This window comes from Hymenobacter sp. NBH84, from assembly GCF_014217645.1.
GTDB lineage: Bacteria > Bacteroidota > Bacteroidia > Cytophagales > Hymenobacteraceae > Hymenobacter > Hymenobacter profundi.
In genome coordinates this window covers 542,102-562,254 of sequence record NZ_CP043644.1, presented here as the reverse complement: position 1 = coordinate 562,254, position 20,153 = coordinate 542,102, and the positions used below count along the sequence as shown (strand labels likewise).

15 protein-coding genes are annotated in these 20,153 nt (G+C 57.0%); 5 read left to right on the top strand and 10 right to left on the bottom strand.

Going from position 1 to position 20,153, the window contains the following annotated elements; translation table 11 throughout:
* Positions 1 to 33 precede the first annotated feature (33 nt).
* From recN to F1C16_RS02305, 7 genes are all read right to left on the bottom strand, one after another.
* The gene (gene recN / locus F1C16_RS02335) at positions 34 to 1,707 is read right to left on the bottom strand and encodes a DNA repair protein RecN (protein WP_185282779.1); all 1,674 of its coding nucleotides are present in this window, start codon (positions 1,705 to 1,707) and stop codon (positions 34 to 36) included.
* A gap of 298 nt (positions 1,708 to 2,005) precedes the next feature.
* The gene (locus F1C16_RS02330; protein ID WP_185282778.1) at positions 2,006 to 2,932 is read right to left on the bottom strand and encodes a DUF4835 family protein; all 927 of its coding nucleotides are present in this window, start codon (positions 2,930 to 2,932) and stop codon (positions 2,006 to 2,008) included.
* Positions 2,916 to 3,566, bottom strand: a complete 651-nt coding sequence (locus tag F1C16_RS02325) for a phosphopantothenoylcysteine decarboxylase (protein ID WP_185282777.1) — start codon at positions 3,564 to 3,566, stop codon at positions 2,916 to 2,918. The genes F1C16_RS02330 and F1C16_RS02325 overlap by 17 nt, the downstream gene beginning before the upstream one ends.
* A gap of 260 nt (positions 3,567 to 3,826) precedes the next feature.
* On the bottom strand, positions 3,827 to 4,375 hold the full coding sequence (locus F1C16_RS02320) for a flavoprotein (RefSeq protein WP_185282776.1): 549 nt from the start codon (positions 4,373 to 4,375) through the stop codon (positions 3,827 to 3,829).
* A 14-nt stretch (positions 4,376 to 4,389) separates the two neighbouring features.
* Complete coding sequence (locus tag F1C16_RS02315) at positions 4,390 to 4,734, bottom strand: DNA-directed RNA polymerase subunit omega (protein ID WP_185282775.1); 345 nt, start codon at positions 4,732 to 4,734, stop codon at positions 4,390 to 4,392.
* Positions 4,735 to 4,783: 49 nt separating this feature from the next.
* Entirely contained in the window at positions 4,784 to 5,635 is an 852-nt protein-coding gene (locus F1C16_RS02310; RefSeq protein ID WP_258048997.1) for an outer membrane protein assembly factor BamD, read from the bottom strand.
* A gap of 59 nt (positions 5,636 to 5,694) precedes the next feature.
* A complete protein-coding gene (locus F1C16_RS02305) occupies positions 5,695 to 7,452 on the bottom strand; it encodes an OstA-like protein (RefSeq protein WP_185282774.1) in 1,758 nt (585 codons plus the stop codon).
* A gap of 233 nt (positions 7,453 to 7,685) precedes the next feature.
* Here F1C16_RS02305 and tilS point away from each other — a divergent pair, with 233 nt between their 5' ends.
* From tilS to F1C16_RS02290, 3 genes are all read left to right on the top strand, one after another.
* On the top strand, positions 7,686 to 9,014 hold the full coding sequence (tilS, locus tag F1C16_RS02300) for a tRNA lysidine(34) synthetase TilS (RefSeq protein WP_185282773.1): 1,329 nt from the start codon (positions 7,686 to 7,688) through the stop codon (positions 9,012 to 9,014).
* Between the two features lie 145 nt (positions 9,015 to 9,159).
* Positions 9,160 to 10,101, top strand: a complete 942-nt coding sequence (gene mdh, locus F1C16_RS02295; protein WP_185282772.1) for a malate dehydrogenase — start codon at positions 9,160 to 9,162, stop codon at positions 10,099 to 10,101.
* 180 nt (positions 10,102 to 10,281) lie between these two features.
* Entirely contained in the window at positions 10,282 to 11,307 is a 1,026-nt protein-coding gene (locus F1C16_RS02290; RefSeq protein WP_185282771.1) for an aldo/keto reductase, read from the top strand.
* A 248-nt stretch (positions 11,308 to 11,555) separates the two neighbouring features.
* Here F1C16_RS02290 and F1C16_RS02285 read toward each other — a convergent pair whose 3' ends face one another.
* The 3 genes from F1C16_RS02285 to mutL all read right to left on the bottom strand — a co-directional run bounded on the left by F1C16_RS02285 (position 11,556) and on the right by mutL (position 15,539).
* Positions 11,556 to 12,446, bottom strand: a complete 891-nt coding sequence (locus tag F1C16_RS02285; RefSeq protein ID WP_185282770.1) for a rhomboid family intramembrane serine protease — start codon at positions 12,444 to 12,446, stop codon at positions 11,556 to 11,558.
* A gap of 105 nt (positions 12,447 to 12,551) precedes the next feature.
* The gene (locus F1C16_RS02280; RefSeq protein ID WP_185282769.1) at positions 12,552 to 13,331 is read right to left on the bottom strand and encodes a rhomboid family intramembrane serine protease; all 780 of its coding nucleotides are present in this window, start codon (positions 13,329 to 13,331) and stop codon (positions 12,552 to 12,554) included.
* 201 nt (positions 13,332 to 13,532) lie between these two features.
* Positions 13,533 to 15,539, bottom strand: a complete 2,007-nt coding sequence (gene mutL, locus F1C16_RS02275) for a DNA mismatch repair endonuclease MutL (protein ID WP_185282768.1) — start codon at positions 15,537 to 15,539, stop codon at positions 13,533 to 13,535.
* A gap of 271 nt (positions 15,540 to 15,810) precedes the next feature.
* Between mutL and F1C16_RS02270 the strand changes: the two genes are divergently transcribed.
* Both F1C16_RS02270 and bshA read left to right on the top strand, forming a co-directional pair.
* Positions 15,811 to 18,771 (top strand): glycoside hydrolase family 3 N-terminal domain-containing protein, encoded by a 2,961-nt coding sequence (locus tag F1C16_RS02270; RefSeq protein WP_185282767.1) that lies wholly within the window; start codon positions 15,811 to 15,813, stop codon positions 18,769 to 18,771.
* 184 nt (positions 18,772 to 18,955) lie between these two features.
* A complete protein-coding gene (gene bshA, locus F1C16_RS02265) occupies positions 18,956 to 20,092 on the top strand; it encodes an N-acetyl-alpha-D-glucosaminyl L-malate synthase BshA (protein WP_185282766.1) in 1,137 nt (378 codons plus the stop codon).
* The last annotated feature ends 61 nt before the right edge of the window (positions 20,093 to 20,153 follow it).

Below are 20,153 nucleotides of genomic sequence, written 5' to 3'. Positions count from 1 at the left end.
AGCATGACGTTCAAGACTTCACCAGTCCACCGCCTACCCTACCAATTCCTCGCCGCGCATGGCCAGCAGCTCGCGGGCGCTCTGGAAGGCGTATTCGCTGGGGTTGGCGCCGGAAATCATCTGCGCAATTTCGCGGATGCGTTCCTGCAACGTTAGCTCCCGGATGCGGCTGATGGTACGGTCGGCGCGGTCTTCCTTGTACACGAAGTAGTGCGAGTCGCCGGCGGCAGCCATTTGCGGCAGGTGCGAAATGGCAATCAGCTGGTGCTTCTTGGCCATTTGCTGCATCATGCGCCCTACCTTCACCGCAATTTCTCCACTGATACCGGTGTCGATTTCATCGAACACGATGGTGGGCAGGGCCGTTTTATCGGCCAGCATGTACTTGATGCACAGCATCAACCGCGAGAATTCACCGCCCGATGCGGCTTTGCTCAGCGTTTGGGGTTGGGCACCTTTGTTAGCCGTGAACAGAATGCTTACCACGTCGATACCGCTGGTGGTGGGCTGGCCCACGCTGTGCTGCACCACAATGCGCGAGTTAGGCATGCCCAAATCGGCGAGCAGAGACGCCAGCTCCTTCTGAAACTTGGGGAAGCTGCGCTGGCGCTGCTCCGAGAGCTGAGCCCCTCGGCGCGTTACGGTGGCTAGCGCCCCTTCGGTATCCCGGCGTAGTCGGCTGATTTCCTTATCCAGATTCAGCACCGAACCTACTTTTTCGCGCAATTCTTCGCGCACCTCTAACAGTCCTGGCAGGTCGCGCACCTGGTGTTTGCGCTGCAAATTGTAGAGGCTAGTAAGGCGGCCTTGCAGCTCGTCGATGCGGGCCGGGTCGCCCTCGGTGCGGCGTTCGGCGGTTTCTACCTCGTCGGCAATGTCGTGCAGCTCAATTAGGCAGCTATCGAGGCGCACTTTCAGGTCTTTGAACGCGTCGGCGTAGGTTGAAACCTGGCCGAGTAGGCTGGCAGCTTCCTTCATGCTGCCGGTGGCGCAGTACTCGCTTTCGGTGAGGGCCTGCAAGGCCTGCGTCAGCTTGAACTTGATTTCCTCGGCGTGCTCCAGCTGTTTTATTTCTTGCTCCATTGCCTCCTGGTCTTCCGTATCGAGGCGGGCTTCTTCCAGCTCATTCAACAAAAAACTGTTGTAATCCAGCTCTTTATTGGCCTGTGCCACTTGGCTTTCCACGCTTTTGAGGTCGGCTTCCAGCTTGCGGTACTGGCGGTAGGCGGTGCCATACTGAGCGCGGGTAGGCACTAGGCCGGCGTACAAGTCTAGCAGGTTGAGTTGAAACACCGCGTCGCCAAGCAGCAGCGTATCGTGCTGGGAGTGAATGTCCATCAGGTTTGCCCCGATTTTGCGAAGAGCATCCAGTGTCACCGGCGTATCGTTCACAAACGCCCGCGATTTGCCGGCCGGACTAATCTCGCGGCGCAGGATGCACTGCGCGTCATAGTCCAGATCTTCCGCCTCGAAGATGTCCTGCAACTGGTAGCCGCTAATGTCAAACTGCCCTTCAATCACGCACTTTTTAGCCGTGTCGAAGAGCATTTTAGAATCGGCGCGGTTGCCGAGCAGCAGCCCAATAGCGCCCAGCATGATGGATTTGCCGGCGCCGGTTTCGCCGGTAATGATATTCAGCAGAGCCGAAGGCTGTAGCTGCAATTGCTCAATGAGAGCATAATTCTTAATGCGCAGATCAACTAACATGGGAGTAGATAGAAGCTGGAAAGGTGGGCCAGTCGGGCTATCAGCAGCTCAACCAGTAGAGTTCGACTAGGCTTTCTTCATGCAAAAGCCCGCAATCAGCTAATAAAATTAGCTGATTGCGGGCAACTTACAAGAGCTCACCAATTTTTTTAGTAGAAAATACTGATTTTCCTCCCATCGGTCATTTTGACCACAGGGAGAAATCTCGCGTGCTGACGGAAGTATACAAATTACTTGAATGCGTCAGCAGCCAAAATTTCTCCTTGTGGTCGAAATGACGTTTTGCTTATTCTACCTCCTACCGCAAAATAGCTTGATACTTAGCCGTATTTGTCGGGTCAATTTCGCCGAGCATATTTACTACCTGCTGTTTCTGCTGTGGGTCCTGGCTGGTACGAAAAATATTGGCGATTTCGTCGGATTTCGTATCGAAGAAGGAGCGCGCCACCAGCGTGCCCGGCCGCCGCAACACAGCTGCCTGAATACCCGTCAGGGCCGTTAGAATGCTGGCGCGGGCGTCTTGGGGCTTCTCGATAAAGACGTCCATACCCTGCCGGTAGTAGGCGTATGAACCCGTACGGAATGCCTCAAGCTGAGGATCTTGCAGGTTCGTGAGCAGCCAGTAACGGTTGCGTGGTTCCCCATCCTTCCATCCGCCATCCGACTCGTTGGTGACCGTCTGCGACGCGGCCGCCAACAGAATATTGCGGGCTCGGTCGTAGTAAGGCGTGCCGCCCAAACGGGCAAAGCTGTCCTGATCCATGCCGATGACGATGTAGGCGTAGAAGCTCAGCAGCGACGATAGATTGCCTACAAAGGTGTTTTCCGAGAAATCCAGTGGATTTTGAGGTGAGTAGTTGAACAGCCACCCCCGGTCGGAAATCGACATAACGTTGGTTTCGTAACCGGTGCCGTACACAGGGCGCGTGGTAATAATGCGCACGGTGGCCGTGTAGGTGCCCGTCTGCGGAATCCCCGTTAGTCCCACGAAAAACTTACACCGGATTTTTTCCTCTGGTCGATAGGTCTGGTTGGTCCAGGCGCGGGTATTGAGGAAGTTCTGGATGTCGTTCTGCATTTGCAGCACGATTTGCTGATCCGATACCGTAACGTTTTCCGTCGTCACGCGCACATCAGCTAGCAGCTCCTGTGCCTGCGCTACCGATGTGCACAGGCAAGCAAGCAACAACAAACACAGCGACAGTAGTTTACGCGTATTGAGCATAACGAGCAAGCACAAACTGAACAATATCCTGCGCCACGGCAGATTTAGGTAGTAAGTCCGACGTCGTGACCACGCCATCGGCCGTGAGCAGGGTTACTTTGTTGGTATCGTGGCCGAAACCAGCCCCGGCATCGCGTAGGGAGTTGAGCACCACCACATCAAAGTTTTTGCGGCGAAGCTTTTCCAGCGCGTGCGCCTGCTCGTTATTGGTTTCCAACGCAAAACCCACCGAAAATTGTTCAGCGCGCTTGGTTTCTCCCAGCGTAGCCGCAATATCCACGTTTTTGACCAGCGTGAGCGTGAGCGTATCACCGGCTTTCTTGATTTTTTCGGGGGCTACCTCGGCGGGACGGTAGTCGGCCACGGCAGCCGCAAACACCCAGATCTGCGCTGTGGGTGCGGCCTCGGCGGCGGCGGCATACATCTGCGCAGCGGTTTCTACTCGCACCGTCTGGATGGCTGGGTGGGTAGGCACAGGCAGGGCCGTGGGACCACTCACTAGTGTAACGGTGTGCCCAGCTGCTGCAAAAGCGTCAGCCAGCGCGTAGCCCATCTTGCCCGTCGAGCGGTTGCCGATAAACCGCACAGGGTCCATCGGTTCGTAGGTAGGGCCGGCAGTGAGCAGGATATTCAATTAAAAATTATGAATTAAAAATTATGAATCCTCTCTGTCATCCTGAGCGGAGCGAAGGACCTTATCACACTAGAACAACTCGTCCCCGAGTCATTTCAGAGTTAACGTACAGTCCTTGTCGATTGGCTCCTTCTCTTTTGGAAAGGGAGCCGGGGGTGAGACGCAACAATATAACGAACCTATACACTGACTCCGAATGTGCTCCAACGTGAGAAGGTCCTTCGCAAGCTCAGGATGATAGAGCAAACAACTACCCCCTCTTACTCGAAAAACCGTTCTAGCTCCGCTACAATTTCTTCGGGCTCCAGCATGCGGCCGGGGCCAGAAAGGCCGCTAGCTAGTTCGCCGCTGGGCGAGTCGAGTACGTGGTTGCCGTAGCTACGCAACGCCGTTAAGTTGGCTGTTACAGCTGGGTGCTGGTACATATCCAGGTCCATGGCGGGGGCCAGAAACACGGGGCAGCGCGCTGAGAGGTAGGCAGCATCCAGCAGCGAGTCGCAGAGGCCATGGGCAAAATGGCCGATGGTGTTGGCCGAGGCCGGGGCTACCAGCAGCACATCGGCCCACAGGCCCAGGTGCACATGGTTGTGCCACTCGCCGGCCCGTTCATCTTTCAAAAAGCCCTGTAATACTGGCTTCTTGGAGAGCGTACCCAGGGTGAGCGGCGTCACAAAAGCCGAGGCCGAAGCGGTCAGAATTACCTGCACTTCGGCCCCGGCTTTCACGAGTAGCCGCACCAACGCGGCCGATTTATACGCGGCAATACTCCCGCACACGCCCAGCAGAATCTTACGGTTATGCAGTGCCATGCGCGGGGAGACAACTACTCGTTTTCGAGCAGGTTGCCGTCGTTGTCAACTTCCGGCGTGCGGAAATATACCTTGCCTTCCAAAAACTCCTCGATAGCGAGGTTAGTAGGCTTAGGCAAACGCTCGTAATGCTTGGAAATCTCAATCTGCTCGCGGTTTTCGAACACTTCTTCGAGGTTGTCAACCGTGGTAGCAAATTCAGCCAGCTTGCCGTTCAACTCTTCTTTCAGCTTCACCGACAGTTGGTTGGCACGCTTCGAGATGATGGCAATAGACTCGTACACGTTGCCGGTGTCTTGCGCGAACTCCGACATGTTGCGCGTCACGATGGAGGGAGAAACGTTATTCGGAACTTTCATATACAGGTATCTTCAGAATCTGGAAAATTTCTTTTGGGGTGGGCGCTGCCTAGTTGGTGGAAGCTGAAGCCGCCGTTTTCTCGGTGGGTTTCAGCCGAACCAGCTCTTTTTGCGCGAAGTCATACATATTCTCGGCGCTCTTGAGGTTGCGGCTACTAGGGTAGGCGTCGATGAATTGTTGGTAAAAGGCTACGGCCTCCAGGTACCGTTCGCGCTGCTTGTTTTCCACGCTTTCCTTGGCCAGGTTGAATTGTGATTCCAACTTCAGGTAAGCTGCGTCCTCACTATATACCGAACCGGGGTACTGCTGTTGAAAGTTGCCCAACGCCACCACTGCCGATTGGTAATAGCGCAGCTGTTGGTACAGCTTAGCACCCTGAAACGCTTTGTTTTCCAACTTCTTCTGCAACTCCTGCGACATATTTTCCACCTCGGGGCGGAATGTGCTTTCGGGGTAGCGGTTCAGGAATTCCTGGATGCTCTCGTTGGCCGACAGCGTGTTGGTCTGGTCCAGCTCGTACTCGGGCGAGTCACGAAACAGCGACTTGGCATGCAAAAACATAGCTTCCTCGGCGTACTGCGAGTTGGGGTATGTTTCGTAGAACGACTTGAAGTAATACGCGCTCAGCACGTAGTTGCTCTGCTTGAAGTTCGTATTGGCGAAGTAGAATTGAGCCTTTTCTGCCTCTGGGCGGCCTTTCAGCAGGGGTTGCAGTTCTTCCAGCAGCGTGCCGGCCTTGAAGTAGTCACCCTCGTTGTAGTACTTGATGGCGGCTTCGTATTTTTTGTTCACGTCGTTGCTCTTGAGCAGCTTTTGGTAGCCGCTGCACGAGCCGAGCAGCAAAGCGCTCAGAAGCAGAACAAAGAAGGCGGTAGGGCGAAACACAGACATGGATAGCATGAAGAACGCAAAGATAACGGATTAGCCGCCCGAATCAAAGGCAGCACAGGGCGAGATACTTACCGGGAAGCTGGCTTGCCGGTGGCTACCGGCGCTTTACGGTTTGGAGCAACGGGCCGGGCCTTCGGCGCAGTTTTCTGTTTCTTAGATTTGGACTTCGCTTTTGCTTTGGGCTTGGCGGGCTTCCCAAACTGCCGCCCTAACACTTGCTGGCGGGTAGGCCGTTCCGTGGCGCGCCACTGAAAACCTTTCAGCTTGCGGTCCTCGTCTTTTAGCTCATGGGGCGGAATGAAACTAGCATCGGGGTTGGTGTAGTAGGTGACTTTGGGAGCTTTTTTACCCTCCGTGAAGCGCAGGGCCATGGAGGCACCTACCGCTTTGTTCATGCCCGTGAGGGCGGTATCACCATCAAGAGCAAAGTAGAGGCTCTCGGCGTTGCCAAGCACCGTAATTTTTTTCAGTTTGCTGTCCGCAAAGTAGGCCACCATGTTGCGGCCCTTCACTTGATTATAGTTCAGCAGGGTGTCTTCGGCAATACTGAATGCATTGGCATACAGGCGCATCTGGTCAATTTTGCCGTTGCGCAGCCTGATTTCCATACTATCGGAGGTGAGCTGGTTTTGCTCCTGCCACAGAATAGGTTTCTTGTTGAGGTAGATAACCGAATCCTGCCGGTCGTAGGTCAGCGAGTCGCAGGCGCCTTGCAAGTCGTTACGGAAGATCTTGGCCCTGGGGTAGACATACAACACACTAGCATTGAGTTGCTTTTGAGTAGGCGGCAGCGGCGCTGTGGTTTGAAAACGAATGCCGGGTTTAGGCTTGGATGGCGGCGGCGGGGCTGGCCTACCTTCCACGCTGATCAGCGTATCACCCGCTACGTAGAGCGTGTCCTTGCCGGAGATATTGCGCATCACGGGTGAGCCGTACACCTTGGCTTTGCCCAGCGCCCGCCAGTAGCGCCCCACATCACCCCGAATCACGAGGTTGTCCTTTTTGGAGGTCATCGAGACGTGGCCAGTGGCAATGCCGTAGCTAGTGTTTTCGTCGTACACCAGCTTATCGCCGCCCAGCAGGTAGTCGGGCGTTTCTATTTTAGCATTCTTCTGAAAGTCAGCTACTTTCGTCAGAGTATTGTACGTACCGTTTTCGGCATAGAGCGTGCGGTTCAACTTATCGATGATGCGGGTAGGACCAAAGAAGTACACCACCTTCGATAGGGTATTGTACTGCAAGGTGTCGCTGCGTATCTCGTTGCTTTTCGTGACCACGTGCACGTTGCGCCGAAAGCTGAACACTTTACTGTCCGTGTTGTAATAGCCAAACTGACTATCGAGCGTGTTTTCGGGGTCTTGGAGGTGGCCGCCGGTGCTGTAGTAAGCCAGATTTTTAGTTAAGTCGTAGTCTAGCAGGCTGGTGGTGAGTGTCATGCGCGGGTCGCGCATCACCACGTTGCCGGTCATGCGAGCCGTGCGGGCGTTGCCGTCGTAGAAACCTTTGTCGCCGGTGATGGTCACGGTGTCATTCTGCACGATGCGCACGTTGCTGAACGCATCTATGGTATTGCGCTCGAGATACTGGTAAGCCGAATCGCAAAATAGCAACGTGGTGCCCTGCTTGAAGCGTACGTTACCCAGCAGCTTACGGATTTTAACGCCGTTGAACTCGCCGCCCACAAACTCATCGGTACCTAGCAGCTCTACGGGCGGGTTCTTGCCGGTAGTAACGGGCTTGGCAGCCGGTGTTGCCGGGCGTTGCGCCCAGCTAAAAAGGGGCGCCAACAGCAGAAAAAAGAGAAAAACGGATTTCGGGAACGACATTTCGGCGCAAAGGTACGGAAGGTCGGTTGCTAACGGTCATCTTTGCAGAATAGTGCTTTTTTGTTGTTCCTATTAGAACGTCATACTGCTCCATCTGTCATCCTGAGCGGAGCGAAGGACCTTATCACGTCGAACGAGTCATAACAACGATTATCGTTCGACGTGATAAGGTCCTTCGCTCCGCTCAGGATGACAGACTTATAAGATGCCATGACGCCCCTACACCCTACCTCATGCTCGACCAGATTCGCCAATTCATTCTCGATAACGACCTCTTCTCCCCTACCACCGATATCGTGCTCGTAGCCGTGAGCGGTGGGCAGGACTCGGTAGTCCTACTCGATGTGCTGCACCGCCTGGGCGTACAGATAGCGGTGGCGCACTGCCACTTCGGCCTGCGCGGCGACGAGGCCGACGCCGACGAACAATTTGTGCGTAAGCTGGCTAAGCAGTACGAAGCGCCCTACTTCGCAGAGTTTTTCCAGACCAAGACTTTTGCCCAGCAGGAAGGCATTTCGACGCAGATGGCCGCCCGCGCCCTGCGTTACGCATGGTTTGAGCAGGTGCGGCAGCGCGAGGGATATGCCTGCATCGCCACGGCTCACCACCAGCGCGACGCCGCCGAAACCATGCTGCTCAACCTCACGCACGGCACGGGCCTGGCGGGTTTACATGGCATTCCGGCCAAGAGCGGCCACGTAGTGCGCCCCCTCCTACCCATCGACAAGCCCGCGCTGTTCGACTACTTAGTGGAAAACCGCCTGATCTGGCGCGAAGACGCCAGCAACGACTCGCCCGTGTACCAGCGCAACCGCCTGCGCCAGGAGGTGCTGCCGGTGCTGCGCGACATCAACCCCAACCTCGACCAAACCCTGCAAATCACCGCCGAGCGGGTAGGCGGCGCCGAGGAAATCGTGCGTCGCTACGTGCAAGACACGGCCGCTGAAGCCCAGCACACCGAAAACGAGGTAACCTACCTGCGTATCGACACGCTGCGGAAAACGGCGGCCACGGCGCTGGTGCTGCACGAGCTGCTGCGGCCGTTTGGGTTTTCCTACCTCGTGGTGAAAGATATTGTGGCGGCGTTCGGCGCCGAGCCAGGCCGGCAATTCGACTCGCCTACCCACCGCCTAGTGAAGGACCGCGAGCAACTAGTGATTACGCGCCGCAACCTGGGCAACTTTGGCACGCACCAGATTGCAGCCGGACAGGAAACACTGAAAATCGACGGGCTGCACCTGCGGCTGGTGCTGCACGAGGCCGAGGACTTTGCCCTACCCCGCGCCAAAAACCAGGCAGCCCTAGATGCGGATAAGCTGAAGTTTCCGCTCGTGGTGCGCCGCTGGCAAGAGGGCGACTGGTTTATGCCTATCGGCATGAAAGGCAAAAAGAAGCTCTCGGATTTCCTGATTGACCAAAAAATTCCTCTAAACCTGAAGGACGACGTGCGCGTGCTGGTATCCGGCGACGGTAAGATTGCCTGGGTGATTGGCCTGCGGCCCGACGAGCGGTTTAAGGTGACGGAGGAAACCCAGAGCGTGCTGGCAGTACAGCGGATGTAGGGGCGCGTGGCACACGCTCATCGTTGCTGACGCTTGCCGAAACGCAACACGATTTCGGCCAATATCTGTCGTTACTGCGCAGCCTTCGGGGTTTTCGGTTACATTTACGCGTATCGCATTTCCTACCCACTCAACGTATTCACTGATGAAAGTTACTGTAGTTGGGGCTGGCAACGTGGGCGCAACCTGCGCCGATGTACTTGCCACCCGCGAAATTGCCAACGAAGTAGTACTGGTTGATATCAAGGAAGGCTTCGCTGAAGGCAAGGCGCTTGATATCTGGCAGAAAGCCCCCATTATTGGCTACGATACCCGCACTGTGGGTGTAACCGGCGACTACTCGCGCACCGCCGACTCCGACGTGGTGGTAATTACCTCCGGCCTACCCCGCAAGCCCGGCATGAGCCGCGACGACCTGATTTCGACCAACGCCGGCATCGTGAAATCGGTGACGGAGCAGGTAGTAAAATACTCGCCCAACGCCATCATCATCATCGTGAGCAACCCGCTCGACGTGATGACCTACCAGGCCCACCTCACCTCCGGCTTGGACCGCACGAAGGTGTTCGGCATGGCCGGCATCCTAGACACGGCCCGCTACCGCGCTTTCCTGGCCGAAGCGTTGAATGTGAGTCCGAAGGATATTCAGGCGGTGCTGATGGGCGGCCACGGCGACACCATGGTACCCCTACCCCGCTACACCACGGTAGGCGGCATTCCCGTTACGGAACTACTAGATAAAGAGACTCTTGACGCCATCGTAGACCGCACGGCCAAGGGCGGCGGCGAGCTGGTGAAGCTTATGGGCACTTCGGCCTGGTACGCGCCCGGCGCGGCGGCGGCTCAGATGGTAGAAGCTATTGTGCGCGACCAGCGCCGCGTATTCCCGGTGTGCATCAAGCTGGAAGGCGAATACGGCATCGACGGTGTGTACCTGGGCGCGCCGGTTATTCTCGGCAAAAACGGCATTGAAAAGGTGATTGAGTTGCAACTCAACGACGAGGAAAAAGCCCTGCTGGAAACCTCCCGAGGCCACGTGAAAGAAGTGATGGACGCGCTGGATAAGATGAGCCAGACTAACGCCTAACAGTATTCGGCACACTACCCCAACAACGGGCCGCTCTGCGTATGCAGGGCGGCCCGTTGATTTTGTTGCTGAGGCCATCAACCAAAACTTCGGCCTAGCCGGTTGGTTGTTCTGGGCGATACGCCACCTGAGTGGCGGCCGCTAGATGCAGTATTTCTCATCCCATATTCTTGCACATTTATGGAACACCGTCAGTTAGGCGCTTCGGGCCTGCGCATTCCGGTCTTGAGCTTTGGCACGGCTACCTTTGGAGGAAGCACCGAATTCTTTAAGTCCTGGGGCAATACGCAGGTAGAAGAAGCCCGGAAGCTTATTGATATTTGCCTGGAAGCCGGCGCCAACCTGTTCGACACGGCTAACGTGTACTCGCAGGGCGTGGCAGAAGAAATTTTGGGCAAGGCGCTGGAAGGCCGCCGCCACGAGACGCTGATTTCCACCAAGGCTACCTTCCCCACGGGTGAAGGCCCGCAGGATTACGGCTCCTCGCGCCAACATCTGGTGCGGGCCTGCGAAGACTCGCTGCGCCGCTTGGGCACCGACTACATCGACATCTACCACATGCACGGCTTTGATGCCCACACGCCGGTAGACGAAACCCTGCGCACGCTCGATATGCTAGTGCAGAGCGGCAAAGTACGCTATATCGCCTGCTCCAACTTTTCGGGCTGGCATCTGATGAAGTCCTTGTCCGTGTCGGAGCGGCACGGGTGGGCGCGCTACGTGGGGCACCAGGTGTATTACTCCCTACTCCACCGCGAGTTTGAATGGGAGCTGATGCCGCTGGGTATCGACCAGGGGGTAGGAACCCTTGTGTGGAGCCCCTTGTCGGCGGGACTCCTGAGCGGTAAAATCCGCCGTGGCCAGCCCATGCCCGAGAGCAGCCGACTGGCGCAGGGCGGCGGCCAAGGTCCGCAGGTGCCCGATGAGCGCCTGTTTGCCATTGTGGACGTGTTGGACGAGGTAGCAGCCCAAACCGAAAAAACCGTGGCTCAGGTCGCCCTCAACTGGCTGTTGCAGCGCCCCACTGTCGTGAACCTCGTTGTGGGGGCCCGCAACGAGGAACAGCTGCGCCAGAACCTGGCCGCTACGGGCTGGAACCTCACACCGGAGCAGGTAGCCCGCCTTGACGCCGTGAGCGATACCACGCCTACTTACCCCTACTGGCACCAGCGCCTGTTCCCCATGCTCGGGGCCTCGGCGCTCTAATAAGCTGTTTGCATTAGCTAAAAGAGTGCTAGGCCGGTGTAGAGACACATACTTGCGTCTCGTCGTTGAACGAAGGTCGCTCTGATGGCGCAGACGACGAGACGCAAGTATGCGTCTCTACACAGTTCATTAGTTAGCTTAAATAGCCTCTAGGCCTGACACAGTATTGCCATTCAAATATTTGGGCCGACCAAAGCACGTTTCTACGTGTGTTCTGGTCGGCCCAACTGTTGTATCTGCAATCCGCTTTACTGCTGACTGGCCCGAAACAGCTTCTGCTTTTCTTCTTTCGAGAGGCTTTCGTAGCCGGAGCGCGAAATCTTGTCCAGAATGGAGTCGATATCGTCGGCTTCGGGCTGGGCCGGGCCTTTGCGGGCTTTGGCAGTAGGCGGCACCGTGGCGCGGTTGCGGTGCGACACGCGCAAGCTAGGACGGCCCGAGAACAAGCCCCCTACCCAGTCGCCGATAGCAAGGATGGGGCGGCCCATATCGCGGCCGGCTTGTAGCTGCTTGATAAACGTGAATCCTAAAATGGCCCCGCCAATGTGCGCCATTTCGCCGCCGGTATTGCCACCGTCGAGGCCAAAAAGGGCAATCAGCACCAGCACCGCCGCAATGTATTTGATACGTACTGGACCAATTAGAATCAAGTTGAACTCGTAGTTGGGTAGCAGCGTGGCGGCGGCTACTACAATGGCTACCACGGCACCCGAGGCACCTAGCACAATAGTTGGCCCTAGCTGCTGAAGTTTGGGAATGACATTGTACCCAAGTAGAAACAGCGCCGCGCCGGCTAGTGCCCCCAGAATATATAGGCTCGTCACCTTCCGCTCACCCAAATATTCTCGAATCAGTGACCCGAACCAGTACAGGTTCAGCAGGTTGAACAGAATATGCAGAAAGCCCTCGTGTACAAAGGCATAGGTCAGGACCGTCCAGGGGCGGTAGGCCAGCCACGAGAGGTTGGAGGGTAGGGCCAGCTGCTCGATAACGCTGCTGTAATACGGCAGCCCGCTCAGCCACATCACTACCCGAATCAGTTGCAGGACCACAAACACCAACACATTAATCAGCAGCAACTGATTCAGCGAGTTGTCGCGGCGGTTGAAAGCAGTCCGGATGTCGTTATAAATGCTCATAGAGAAGAAAAAGCAGAAGCGCCGAACCCGGCCGGTAGCCATGTAAGGTATGCAGCATTGGGTAAACGTACGAAGTCGGCCAAAGCTTATGCTGTTGCGTTTGCGTTAATAAAACTGACCGCGGCTCCTTTCCCAGATTTTCAACACAATGAAGCCTATCAACATTCCGCCCAAGTGGGCAAAGTGTGCCACTGTGTCGCCTGGCACACGGTACACGCCCTGGATTAGCTCAAAAGCCGCATAGCCGAACACCATGTACTTGGCCTTTATCGGAAAGGGAATGAACAGCAGCATCAACTCGGTGTTTGGGAACAAGTAGGCAAACGCCATCAAAATCCCAAAAACCGCCCCCGACGCGCCCAACATGGGCACGTTAAAACTCTGGTTGTAAATCCCATCTACGTTTTCGGTGGCCTGCGCAATATTGGCAGGGGTAGGGCTTTCTTGCAGAATACGAGCGTTTTCCCGGTAGCCTTCTGCTTCGGGCAGGTAGGTGCGGAAGAAATCGGCGTAGTTGCCGGAGCTAGGATCTTGGCGGAATTCCATCCGTGCCTGATTCATCTTGTCTAGCTCGTAGTAGCGCACGCCGGAGTACAGCACGCCGGCCCCTACCCCGCAGATCAGCCAGAACGTCAGGAAGCGGTTGGCACCCCACTGCATCTCCAACAATGGCCCGAAGCTGATGAGCGCGAACATGTTGAACAGAATGTGCATGAACCCGCCGTGCATAAACATGTAGGTCAGAAACTGCCACGGCTGATAATTGGGCGAGCCTACCGGAAATAGCGCCAGCATAATCGTTTGGTCGCCGAGCACCTGCTGCGCCACAAACACCAGTACGTTGATTAACAGGATATTCCGGACGGCCGGGGTGAGGTTGAACATCTAAACGGGGTAGAGAAGTGATAGAGGCTGAATGAAGATGCTGTCATCTTACACGCATTTGTCATCCTGAGTGGAGCGAAGGACCTTATGCCCGCAGAGCGAGTCGTTGTTACGCAAGTCGTTCTGTGGGCATAAGGTCCTTCGCTCCACTCAGGATGACAGGCGAATTTGAGATAACGACAAACGTGTTTCATTCATGACCTACGGCTTACGGAAAAAGTCCTGAATCTGGTTGAGTTCTAGCAGTACCAGGGTTCGGCGGCCATCGGGTGTGTAGCCGGGCACCTGGCAGGCGAAGAGGCGGTCGGCCAGGGCGTTCATCTCCAGGTCGGAAAGGCGGGCGGTGGCGGCGCTGCTGGCTACGCGGCGTGCCAGGGCCCGCGCTACCTGCTCGCGCCGGTCGAGCTTCACGGGGCCGGCGTGGGTTCGGAACTGCTCAATAAGACCTTCCAACAGCGCCTGCTCGTCGCGGGCGGGCACGTCGGCCGGAATGCCTTCCACGGCCACCGTAAACTTGCCGAACTCCGTGAAGCGAAAGCCTAGTGCGTGTAGGGCATCGGTCACCTCACGCAGCACCGCAAAATCCTGAGGCGAAAACGTGACGGTGCGCGGAAACAGCAGCGTCTGCGACGCACCGCCCTCGCGCTCCAACGCTTGGGCATACTGCTCAAACAAAATCCGCTCGCGGGCCGCTACCTGGTCAATCAGCATCACCCCCGATTTCACGGGCACCAGCAAATACTGCTGGTGCACTTGCAGCACGCGGTTGCCGGGGCCGTTGGCGGTTTCGCGCAGGGGCAATTCAGGATTGGCCTCTACGGGCGGCTGGGCCGGCGCTTTGGGTGGCATAGCCGCCAGAAAATTAGCCATGTCGGGAGAAGCTGCACTACCCCCCGCTCTGGGCTTGGGTGCTACAGGGGCCTCACCCTCCAAATCGGCTGCCGAAAGTTGGCCTAACGACTTATAAAAGTCCTCCAAGTCGCGTTTGGCCTGCTCGGTTGGGCGCGGGGGTAGGGGCCGCTCGTAGTCGGTTGTTTTGTCGGTTTTGGAAGTCGACTGGCGCACCTGACTAGCGGCGTCGCTAGCAGCAGCGGCTAGCGCATCGGGGCGGCGGGCGTCGTCGAAACGGTTGGGCGTGCTGGGGGTAGCCGGCGACATGCGCAAGGGCTGGATGGGCGCGAAGTTCACGTCGCCCTCAAAATCCAACGACGGCGCCATGTTGTGAATCCCCAACGATTGCTTCACCGCCGAACGCACGATGGCATACACGGTCTTTTCGTCCTCAAACTTGATTTCCGTCTTGGTGGGGTGCACGTTGATGTCAATGGCCTTGGGGTCCAGCTCCAGAAACAGCACGTAGAACGGGTGGGTGTCGCGGGGGAGCAGACCCTCGTAGGCGGCCAGCACGGCGTGGTTGAGGTAGGCCGAGCGAATGAAGCGATTGTTGACGAAGAAAAATTGGTCGCCCCTACTCTTCTTGGCCGACGCTGGCTTGCCGATGTAGCCGCGCACAGCCAGAAAGGGCGTCACCTCCTCCACCTGCGCCAGTTGCTCTTTATAGCCATTACCCAGCAGCGCCACGATGCGCTGGCTGAGTTTGCCGGCCGGCAGGTTGAACACCTCCAGCTCATTCTGGTGCAGCGAAAACCCAATCTGCGGATTAGCCAGCGCCACGTGCTGAAACTCGTCCAGAATATGGCGCATCTCCACAGCGTTGCTTTTGAGGAAGTTGCGTCGCGCAGGCACGTTGAAAAACAGGTTTTTCACGCTGATACTGGTGCCATCGGGGCAGGCCACGGGCTGCTGGCTGCTGATGCTAGAGCCTTCCACCAGCAAGAGTGTGCCGGTTTCCTGCTGGCGCGGCTTGGTGCGCAATTCCAGCTGCGATACGGCCGCAATACTCGCCAGCGCCTCGCCCCGGAAGCCTAGCGTCCGAATCTTGAACAGGTCTTCCGTAGAGCGGATTTTGCTGGTAGCGTGTCGCTCCAGGCTCATGCGCGCATCGGTGGGCGACATCCCCAGGCCATTGTCGACTACCTGTACTAGCTGTTTGCCGGCGTCTTTGATGATGAGCTGTACTTGCGTGGCGCCGGCGTCCACGGCGTTTTCGAGCAGTTCCTTCACCACCGAGGCCGGACGCTGCACCACCTCGCCGGCGGCAATCTGGTTGGCCAGGTATTCGGGAAGCAACTGGATGATATCTGCCATTCCTCAGAAACCGCGGGGCGGGAAGAAGAGTTTGCGAGTTAAAAAGAAGATGGGCATGCGCTTGACCACAACCGGCACGGCGAAATTATCCGTAAGTTTGTAGTCAACTTTCGTTACCCTAGCGGACTACCGCGGCTTTTTGCAGCAGCTTGAGCAGCACGCAACTGGCCCAAAAAAAGCCTGTTTGGCTGGTCCAGATGGATAACAAAAGTAGAGCTATTTCCGCTCGGTTTCAACTTTACGCCTGTTTCAGACGCACCCCACGGCGCCCATGCTCAAGGATTTTCGCATTCGACTTCTGCTGGTTTTCGTGGCGCTTATTGGTCTGATGATTTCAGCGGCTGCCCCGCGCACGGCTCGCGAAGCCGCCCCTACCTCCCTGGCCGAGCAAAACTGGGTGGATAGCGTGTTCAACTCACTCACCCCCGATCAGCGCCTGGGTCAGCTGTTTATGGTGGCCGCTTACTCCAATAAAGACCGCCGCCACGTGCAGGGCATTGATGCTCTGGTGAAGAACTACAACGTGGGCGGCCTAATGTTTTTGCAGGGCGGTCCGCGCCGGCAGGCCATCCTCACCAACCGCTACCAAGCCGAGGCCAAAGTGCCCCTGCTCATTGCCCTCGATGCCGAGTGGGGCTTGGATATGCGCCTCGACTCGACCATGCACTTCGCCAAGGAAATGACCCTGGGCGCTATGGACGACGACCGGTACGTGTACCAAATGGGCCGCGAAATCGCCCTGATGCTCAAAACGTTGGGTGTGCAGGTAAGCTTCTCGCCGGTAATTGACGTGAACTCGAACCCTCTGAACCCGGTCATTGGCAACCGTTCGTTTGGGGAAGACAAAGACCGGGTGGCCAGGGCAGGCTTAGCCTATATTAGTGGGTTGCAGGACCACGGCGTAATGGCTGTGGCCAAGCACTTTCCCGGCCACGGCGACACGGATACGGACTCGCACGTGGCCCTGCCGGTTATCAATACCGACATGGCCCGCCTCACCAATGTAGACCTCTACCCCTTTCAAAAGGCTTTTGAGCGGGGCGTGATGGGCGTGATGGTAGGGCACCTGTATATGCCGCTGTTTGATACGGTACGCACGCTTTCGGCTACCCTTTCGCCTAATTTGGTGACGGGCTTGCTGAAGCAGAAAATGAACTACAAGGGCTTGGTGTTCACGGATGCGCTCAACATGAAGGGCGTAACCAGCTACTACAAGCCCGGCGAGGTAGATGCCATGGCCCTGGTGGCCGGCAACGATGTGCTGCTGTTCTCGGAAGACGTGCCCGTGGCCCTGCAAAAGATCAAGGAGGCCGTGGCCGCCGGCCGCATTCAGCAGGAAGACATCGACCAGCGGGTGCGCAAGATTTTGCGGGCCAAGTTTTGGGCCGGCCTCAACCGCTATCAGCCCGTGAACGTGCCCGATCTGATGCAGAATCTGGACCGCCCCGCAGCCCGCACCGTGCAGCAGCAGATCTACGAACACGCCACCACGGTAGCCAAAAACCAGGACGACCTTCTGCCCTTGCAACGCTTGGATACGTTGCGCATTGCCACCATCACCATCGGCACGAAGCCGGGTAGCGTGTTTGGTGAAACAATGAACAAGTACCAGCCGGGGCCGGTGTATGCCATCAGCAACCGCTACGCGCCTGATTCCACTTTCGAACGGATACTTACGCGCCTCACACCCTACAACACGGTGGTTGTGAGCCTGCACAACATGAACAATACGCCCGCCCACAACTACGGGCTGGGCGACGGCACCCTTACCTTCCTGAAACGCCTGCAAGCCAATCCGCGCCTGAAAGTGGTAGTGGTGGCCATGGGCAATGCCTACTCGCTGAAATTTCTGGAAGACGCCCGTACGCTGGTGTGCGGCTACGAGGATAATTACGCCTCGCAACTAGTGGTGCCGCAGGTGCTCTTTGGGGCGTTGCCGGCCAAGGGGCAGTTGCCCGTTACGGTGTCGCCTACCTTGAAGGCGGGTGTAGGGCTGCCTACCCCCGACCTGCGCCGCCTGCGCTACGCTACCCCCGAAAGCGAAGGCCTCGACTCGAAGGTGATGGCTCAGATCGATAACATTGCCCTTGAAACCGTAGCCTACGCCGCTGCCCCTGGTTGCCAGGTACTCGTGGCCAAAAACGGCGCCGTGGTATTCGACAAAAGCTACGGCTACTACACCTACGACAAGGAGCACCCCGTGAACAACAGCACGCTCTACGACCTGGCCTCCGTAACCAAAGTAGCCGGCACCTTGCAGGCGGTGATGTATCTGAAGGACCAAGGCAAGCTCGACCTCGATGCGAAGCTCTCGACCTACCTACCCGAGCTGCGCAACAGCAACAAGCGCGACATGCTGGTGCGCGACGTGCTGCTGCACCAAGCCGGCCTGAAACCGGGTATTGCCACCTGGGAAAAAACTGTGACCAGCGCCGGCCCCAAGCCTGCCTATTACGCTACTACCAGCACGGCACAGTACCCCAACGAAGTCACGCCCGAGCTGTACAGCGTGAAAACCGCCGCCGACTCGGTGTGGGCCTGGACCATCAACTCGTCGTTGCTGCCCAAGGTGAAGGGTAAGTACCCAGTAGAGTATAGTGATCTGAGCTTCATCATTATGAAGCACTTGTGCGAGCGAATCTTAAAGCAGCCCATCGAAAATTTCCTGGACGCTACCTTTTACAAGCCGCTGGGGTTGGGGTCGATGACGTACAACCCGCTCAACCGCTTCCCCAAATCGTGCATCGCACCCACTGAAAACGATAATTACTACCGTCACAGCCTATTGCAAGGCAACGTGCACGACCAATCGGCGGCGCTGGTGGGCGGCATTGCGGGGCATGCGGGCTTGTTTTCGAATGCCAACGACCTGGCTATTCTAATGCAGATGGACTTGCAGAATGGCAACTACGGCGGCGCACGCTACTTCCGCACGCCGGTAGTCACAGACTTTGTGCGCACCAGTGGCGTAGCCGGTAATCGTCGGGCGCTGGGCTGGGACAAAGGCACGCCTGAGAAGGAATCGGGGCCTACCTCGAACCTGTCGCCGGCCAGCACGTTTGGGCATACGGGCTTCACGGGCACCTGCGTGTGGCTTGATCCTGAAAACAAAATCGTCTACATCTTTCTTTCTAACCGCGTGTACCCCGACGCCAGCAACCGCAAGCTGGTGCAATACAACATTCGCACACGCATTCACGACGTTATCTATAAAGCACTGCAAAAGACATGAGCTGTTGGCTGATTGCATTTTCTTCTGAGTAGCTCCGCCACCGGCGGCCTGGCACCTGGTTTCAGGTGGTAGGCCGCCGGTTTTGCTTGCTGTGTCTGCAACCTTGCAGCGTCCCCGGTTTCTATTCTTCTGACTCCCCTTCCACCATCCGCGCACTTTCTGCGCCTCTGCCCGCCCTACTTTCATGAACATCGGCATTGTTTGTTATCCCACCTTCGGCGGCTCCGGCGTAGTTGCCACCGAACTGGGCAAAGCCCTGGCTCTCAAGGGCCACAAGGTACACTTCATCACCTATAGTCAGCCCGTACGCCTCGATTTTTTCAACGAAAATCTGTTTTACCACGAGGTATACATTCCGCCCTACCCGCTGTTTCAGTTTCCACCTTACGAGCTAGCGCTGGCGAGCAAGATGGTAGACATTGTGCAGAACGAAAACCTGGACGTGCTGCACGTGCACTACGCTATTCCGCACGCTTCGGCGGCTTATATGGCCAAGCAAATTCTGCTCACCCGCGGCATCCGGGTGCCCGTCGTCACTACCCTGCACGGCACCGATATTACGCTGGTGGGCAAAGACGCCAGCTACGAGCCGGTGGTTACGTTCAGCATCAACCAGAGCGACGGTGTGACAGCTGTTTCGGCGGACCTACGGCGCGAGACCTACGAGTATTTCGCCATCGAGAAGGACATTGAGGTGATTCCGAACTTCATCAATCTGGAGCGCTTCAAGAAGCAAAACAAAGAGCACTTCCGGGCGGCCATCGCGCCCAACGGCGAGCGGATGCTAACGCACACGTCCAACTTCCGCTCGGTGAAGCGCGTGGAGGACGTGGTAAGCATCTTTGCCGGCGTGCGTGAGCAAATTCCGGCTAAGTTGCTGCTGGTAGGTGACGGCCCCGACCGCCCGCGCATCGAGAAAATTGTGCGGGAGCTGGAGCACCACCAAGACGTGCGTTTCCTAGGCAAGCTCGAAGCCGTGGAGGAAGTTCTAAGCGTGACGGATTTGTTTCTGATGCCCTCGGAAAAGGAAAGCTTCGGACTAGCTGCGTTAGAAGCCATGGCCTGCGAAGTGCCCGTGCTGAGCACCAACGCCGGCGGCATTCCCGAGCTGAACATCAACGGCGTGACCGGCACCGTCAGCGAAATCGGTGACGTAAAGGATATGGTGAAGAACGCGCTATTTATCCTGCAAGACGAGAACCTACCCCGCTTCAAAGCCGCTGCCCTGGCCCGCGCCGCCGAGTTTGAGGTAGGCAAGATTGTGCCGCTGTACGAGGATTGCTACCGCCGCGCTATCAAGGCCCAGTTGGCCTCGGTGTAGGGTAGGAAGTTGTATAAGCATCCTATAGCAGAACGTCATTCCGAGCTTGCCGAGGAATGAC

Coding starts and splice junctions, on each gene's coding strand:
- F1C16_RS02305 (WP_185282774.1), bottom strand. CDS start 7,452: ATGTCGTTCCCGAAATCCGTTTTTCTCTTTTTTCTGCTGTTGGCGCCC.
- F1C16_RS02320 (WP_185282776.1), bottom strand. CDS start 4,375: ATGGCACTGCATAACCGTAAGATTCTGCTGGGCGTGTGCGGGAGTATT.
- F1C16_RS02280 (WP_185282769.1), bottom strand. CDS start 13,331: ATGTTCAACCTCACCCCGGCCGTCCGGAATATCCTGTTAATCAACGTA.
- bshA (WP_185282766.1), top strand. CDS start 18,956: ATGAACATCGGCATTGTTTGTTATCCCACCTTCGGCGGCTCCGGCGTA.
- mutL (WP_185282768.1), bottom strand. CDS start 15,539: ATGGCAGATATCATCCAGTTGCTTCCCGAATACCTGGCCAACCAGATT.
- F1C16_RS02285 (WP_185282770.1), bottom strand. CDS start 12,446: ATGAGCATTTATAACGACATCCGGACTGCTTTCAACCGCCGCGACAAC.
- F1C16_RS02315 (WP_185282775.1), bottom strand. CDS start 4,734: ATGAAAGTTCCGAATAACGTTTCTCCCTCCATCGTGACGCGCAACATG.
- recN (WP_185282779.1), bottom strand. CDS start 1,707: ATGTTAGTTGATCTGCGCATTAAGAATTATGCTCTCATTGAGCAATTG.
- F1C16_RS02290 (WP_185282771.1), top strand. CDS start 10,282: ATGGAACACCGTCAGTTAGGCGCTTCGGGCCTGCGCATTCCGGTCTTG.
- mdh (WP_185282772.1), top strand. CDS start 9,160: ATGAAAGTTACTGTAGTTGGGGCTGGCAACGTGGGCGCAACCTGCGCC.
- F1C16_RS02330 (WP_185282778.1), bottom strand. CDS start 2,932: ATGCTCAATACGCGTAAACTACTGTCGCTGTGTTTGTTGTTGCTTGCT.
- F1C16_RS02270 (WP_185282767.1), top strand. CDS start 15,811: ATGCTCAAGGATTTTCGCATTCGACTTCTGCTGGTTTTCGTGGCGCTT.
- tilS (WP_185282773.1), top strand. CDS start 7,686: ATGCTCGACCAGATTCGCCAATTCATTCTCGATAACGACCTCTTCTCC.
- F1C16_RS02310 (WP_258048997.1), bottom strand. CDS start 5,635: ATGCTATCCATGTCTGTGTTTCGCCCTACCGCCTTCTTTGTTCTGCTT.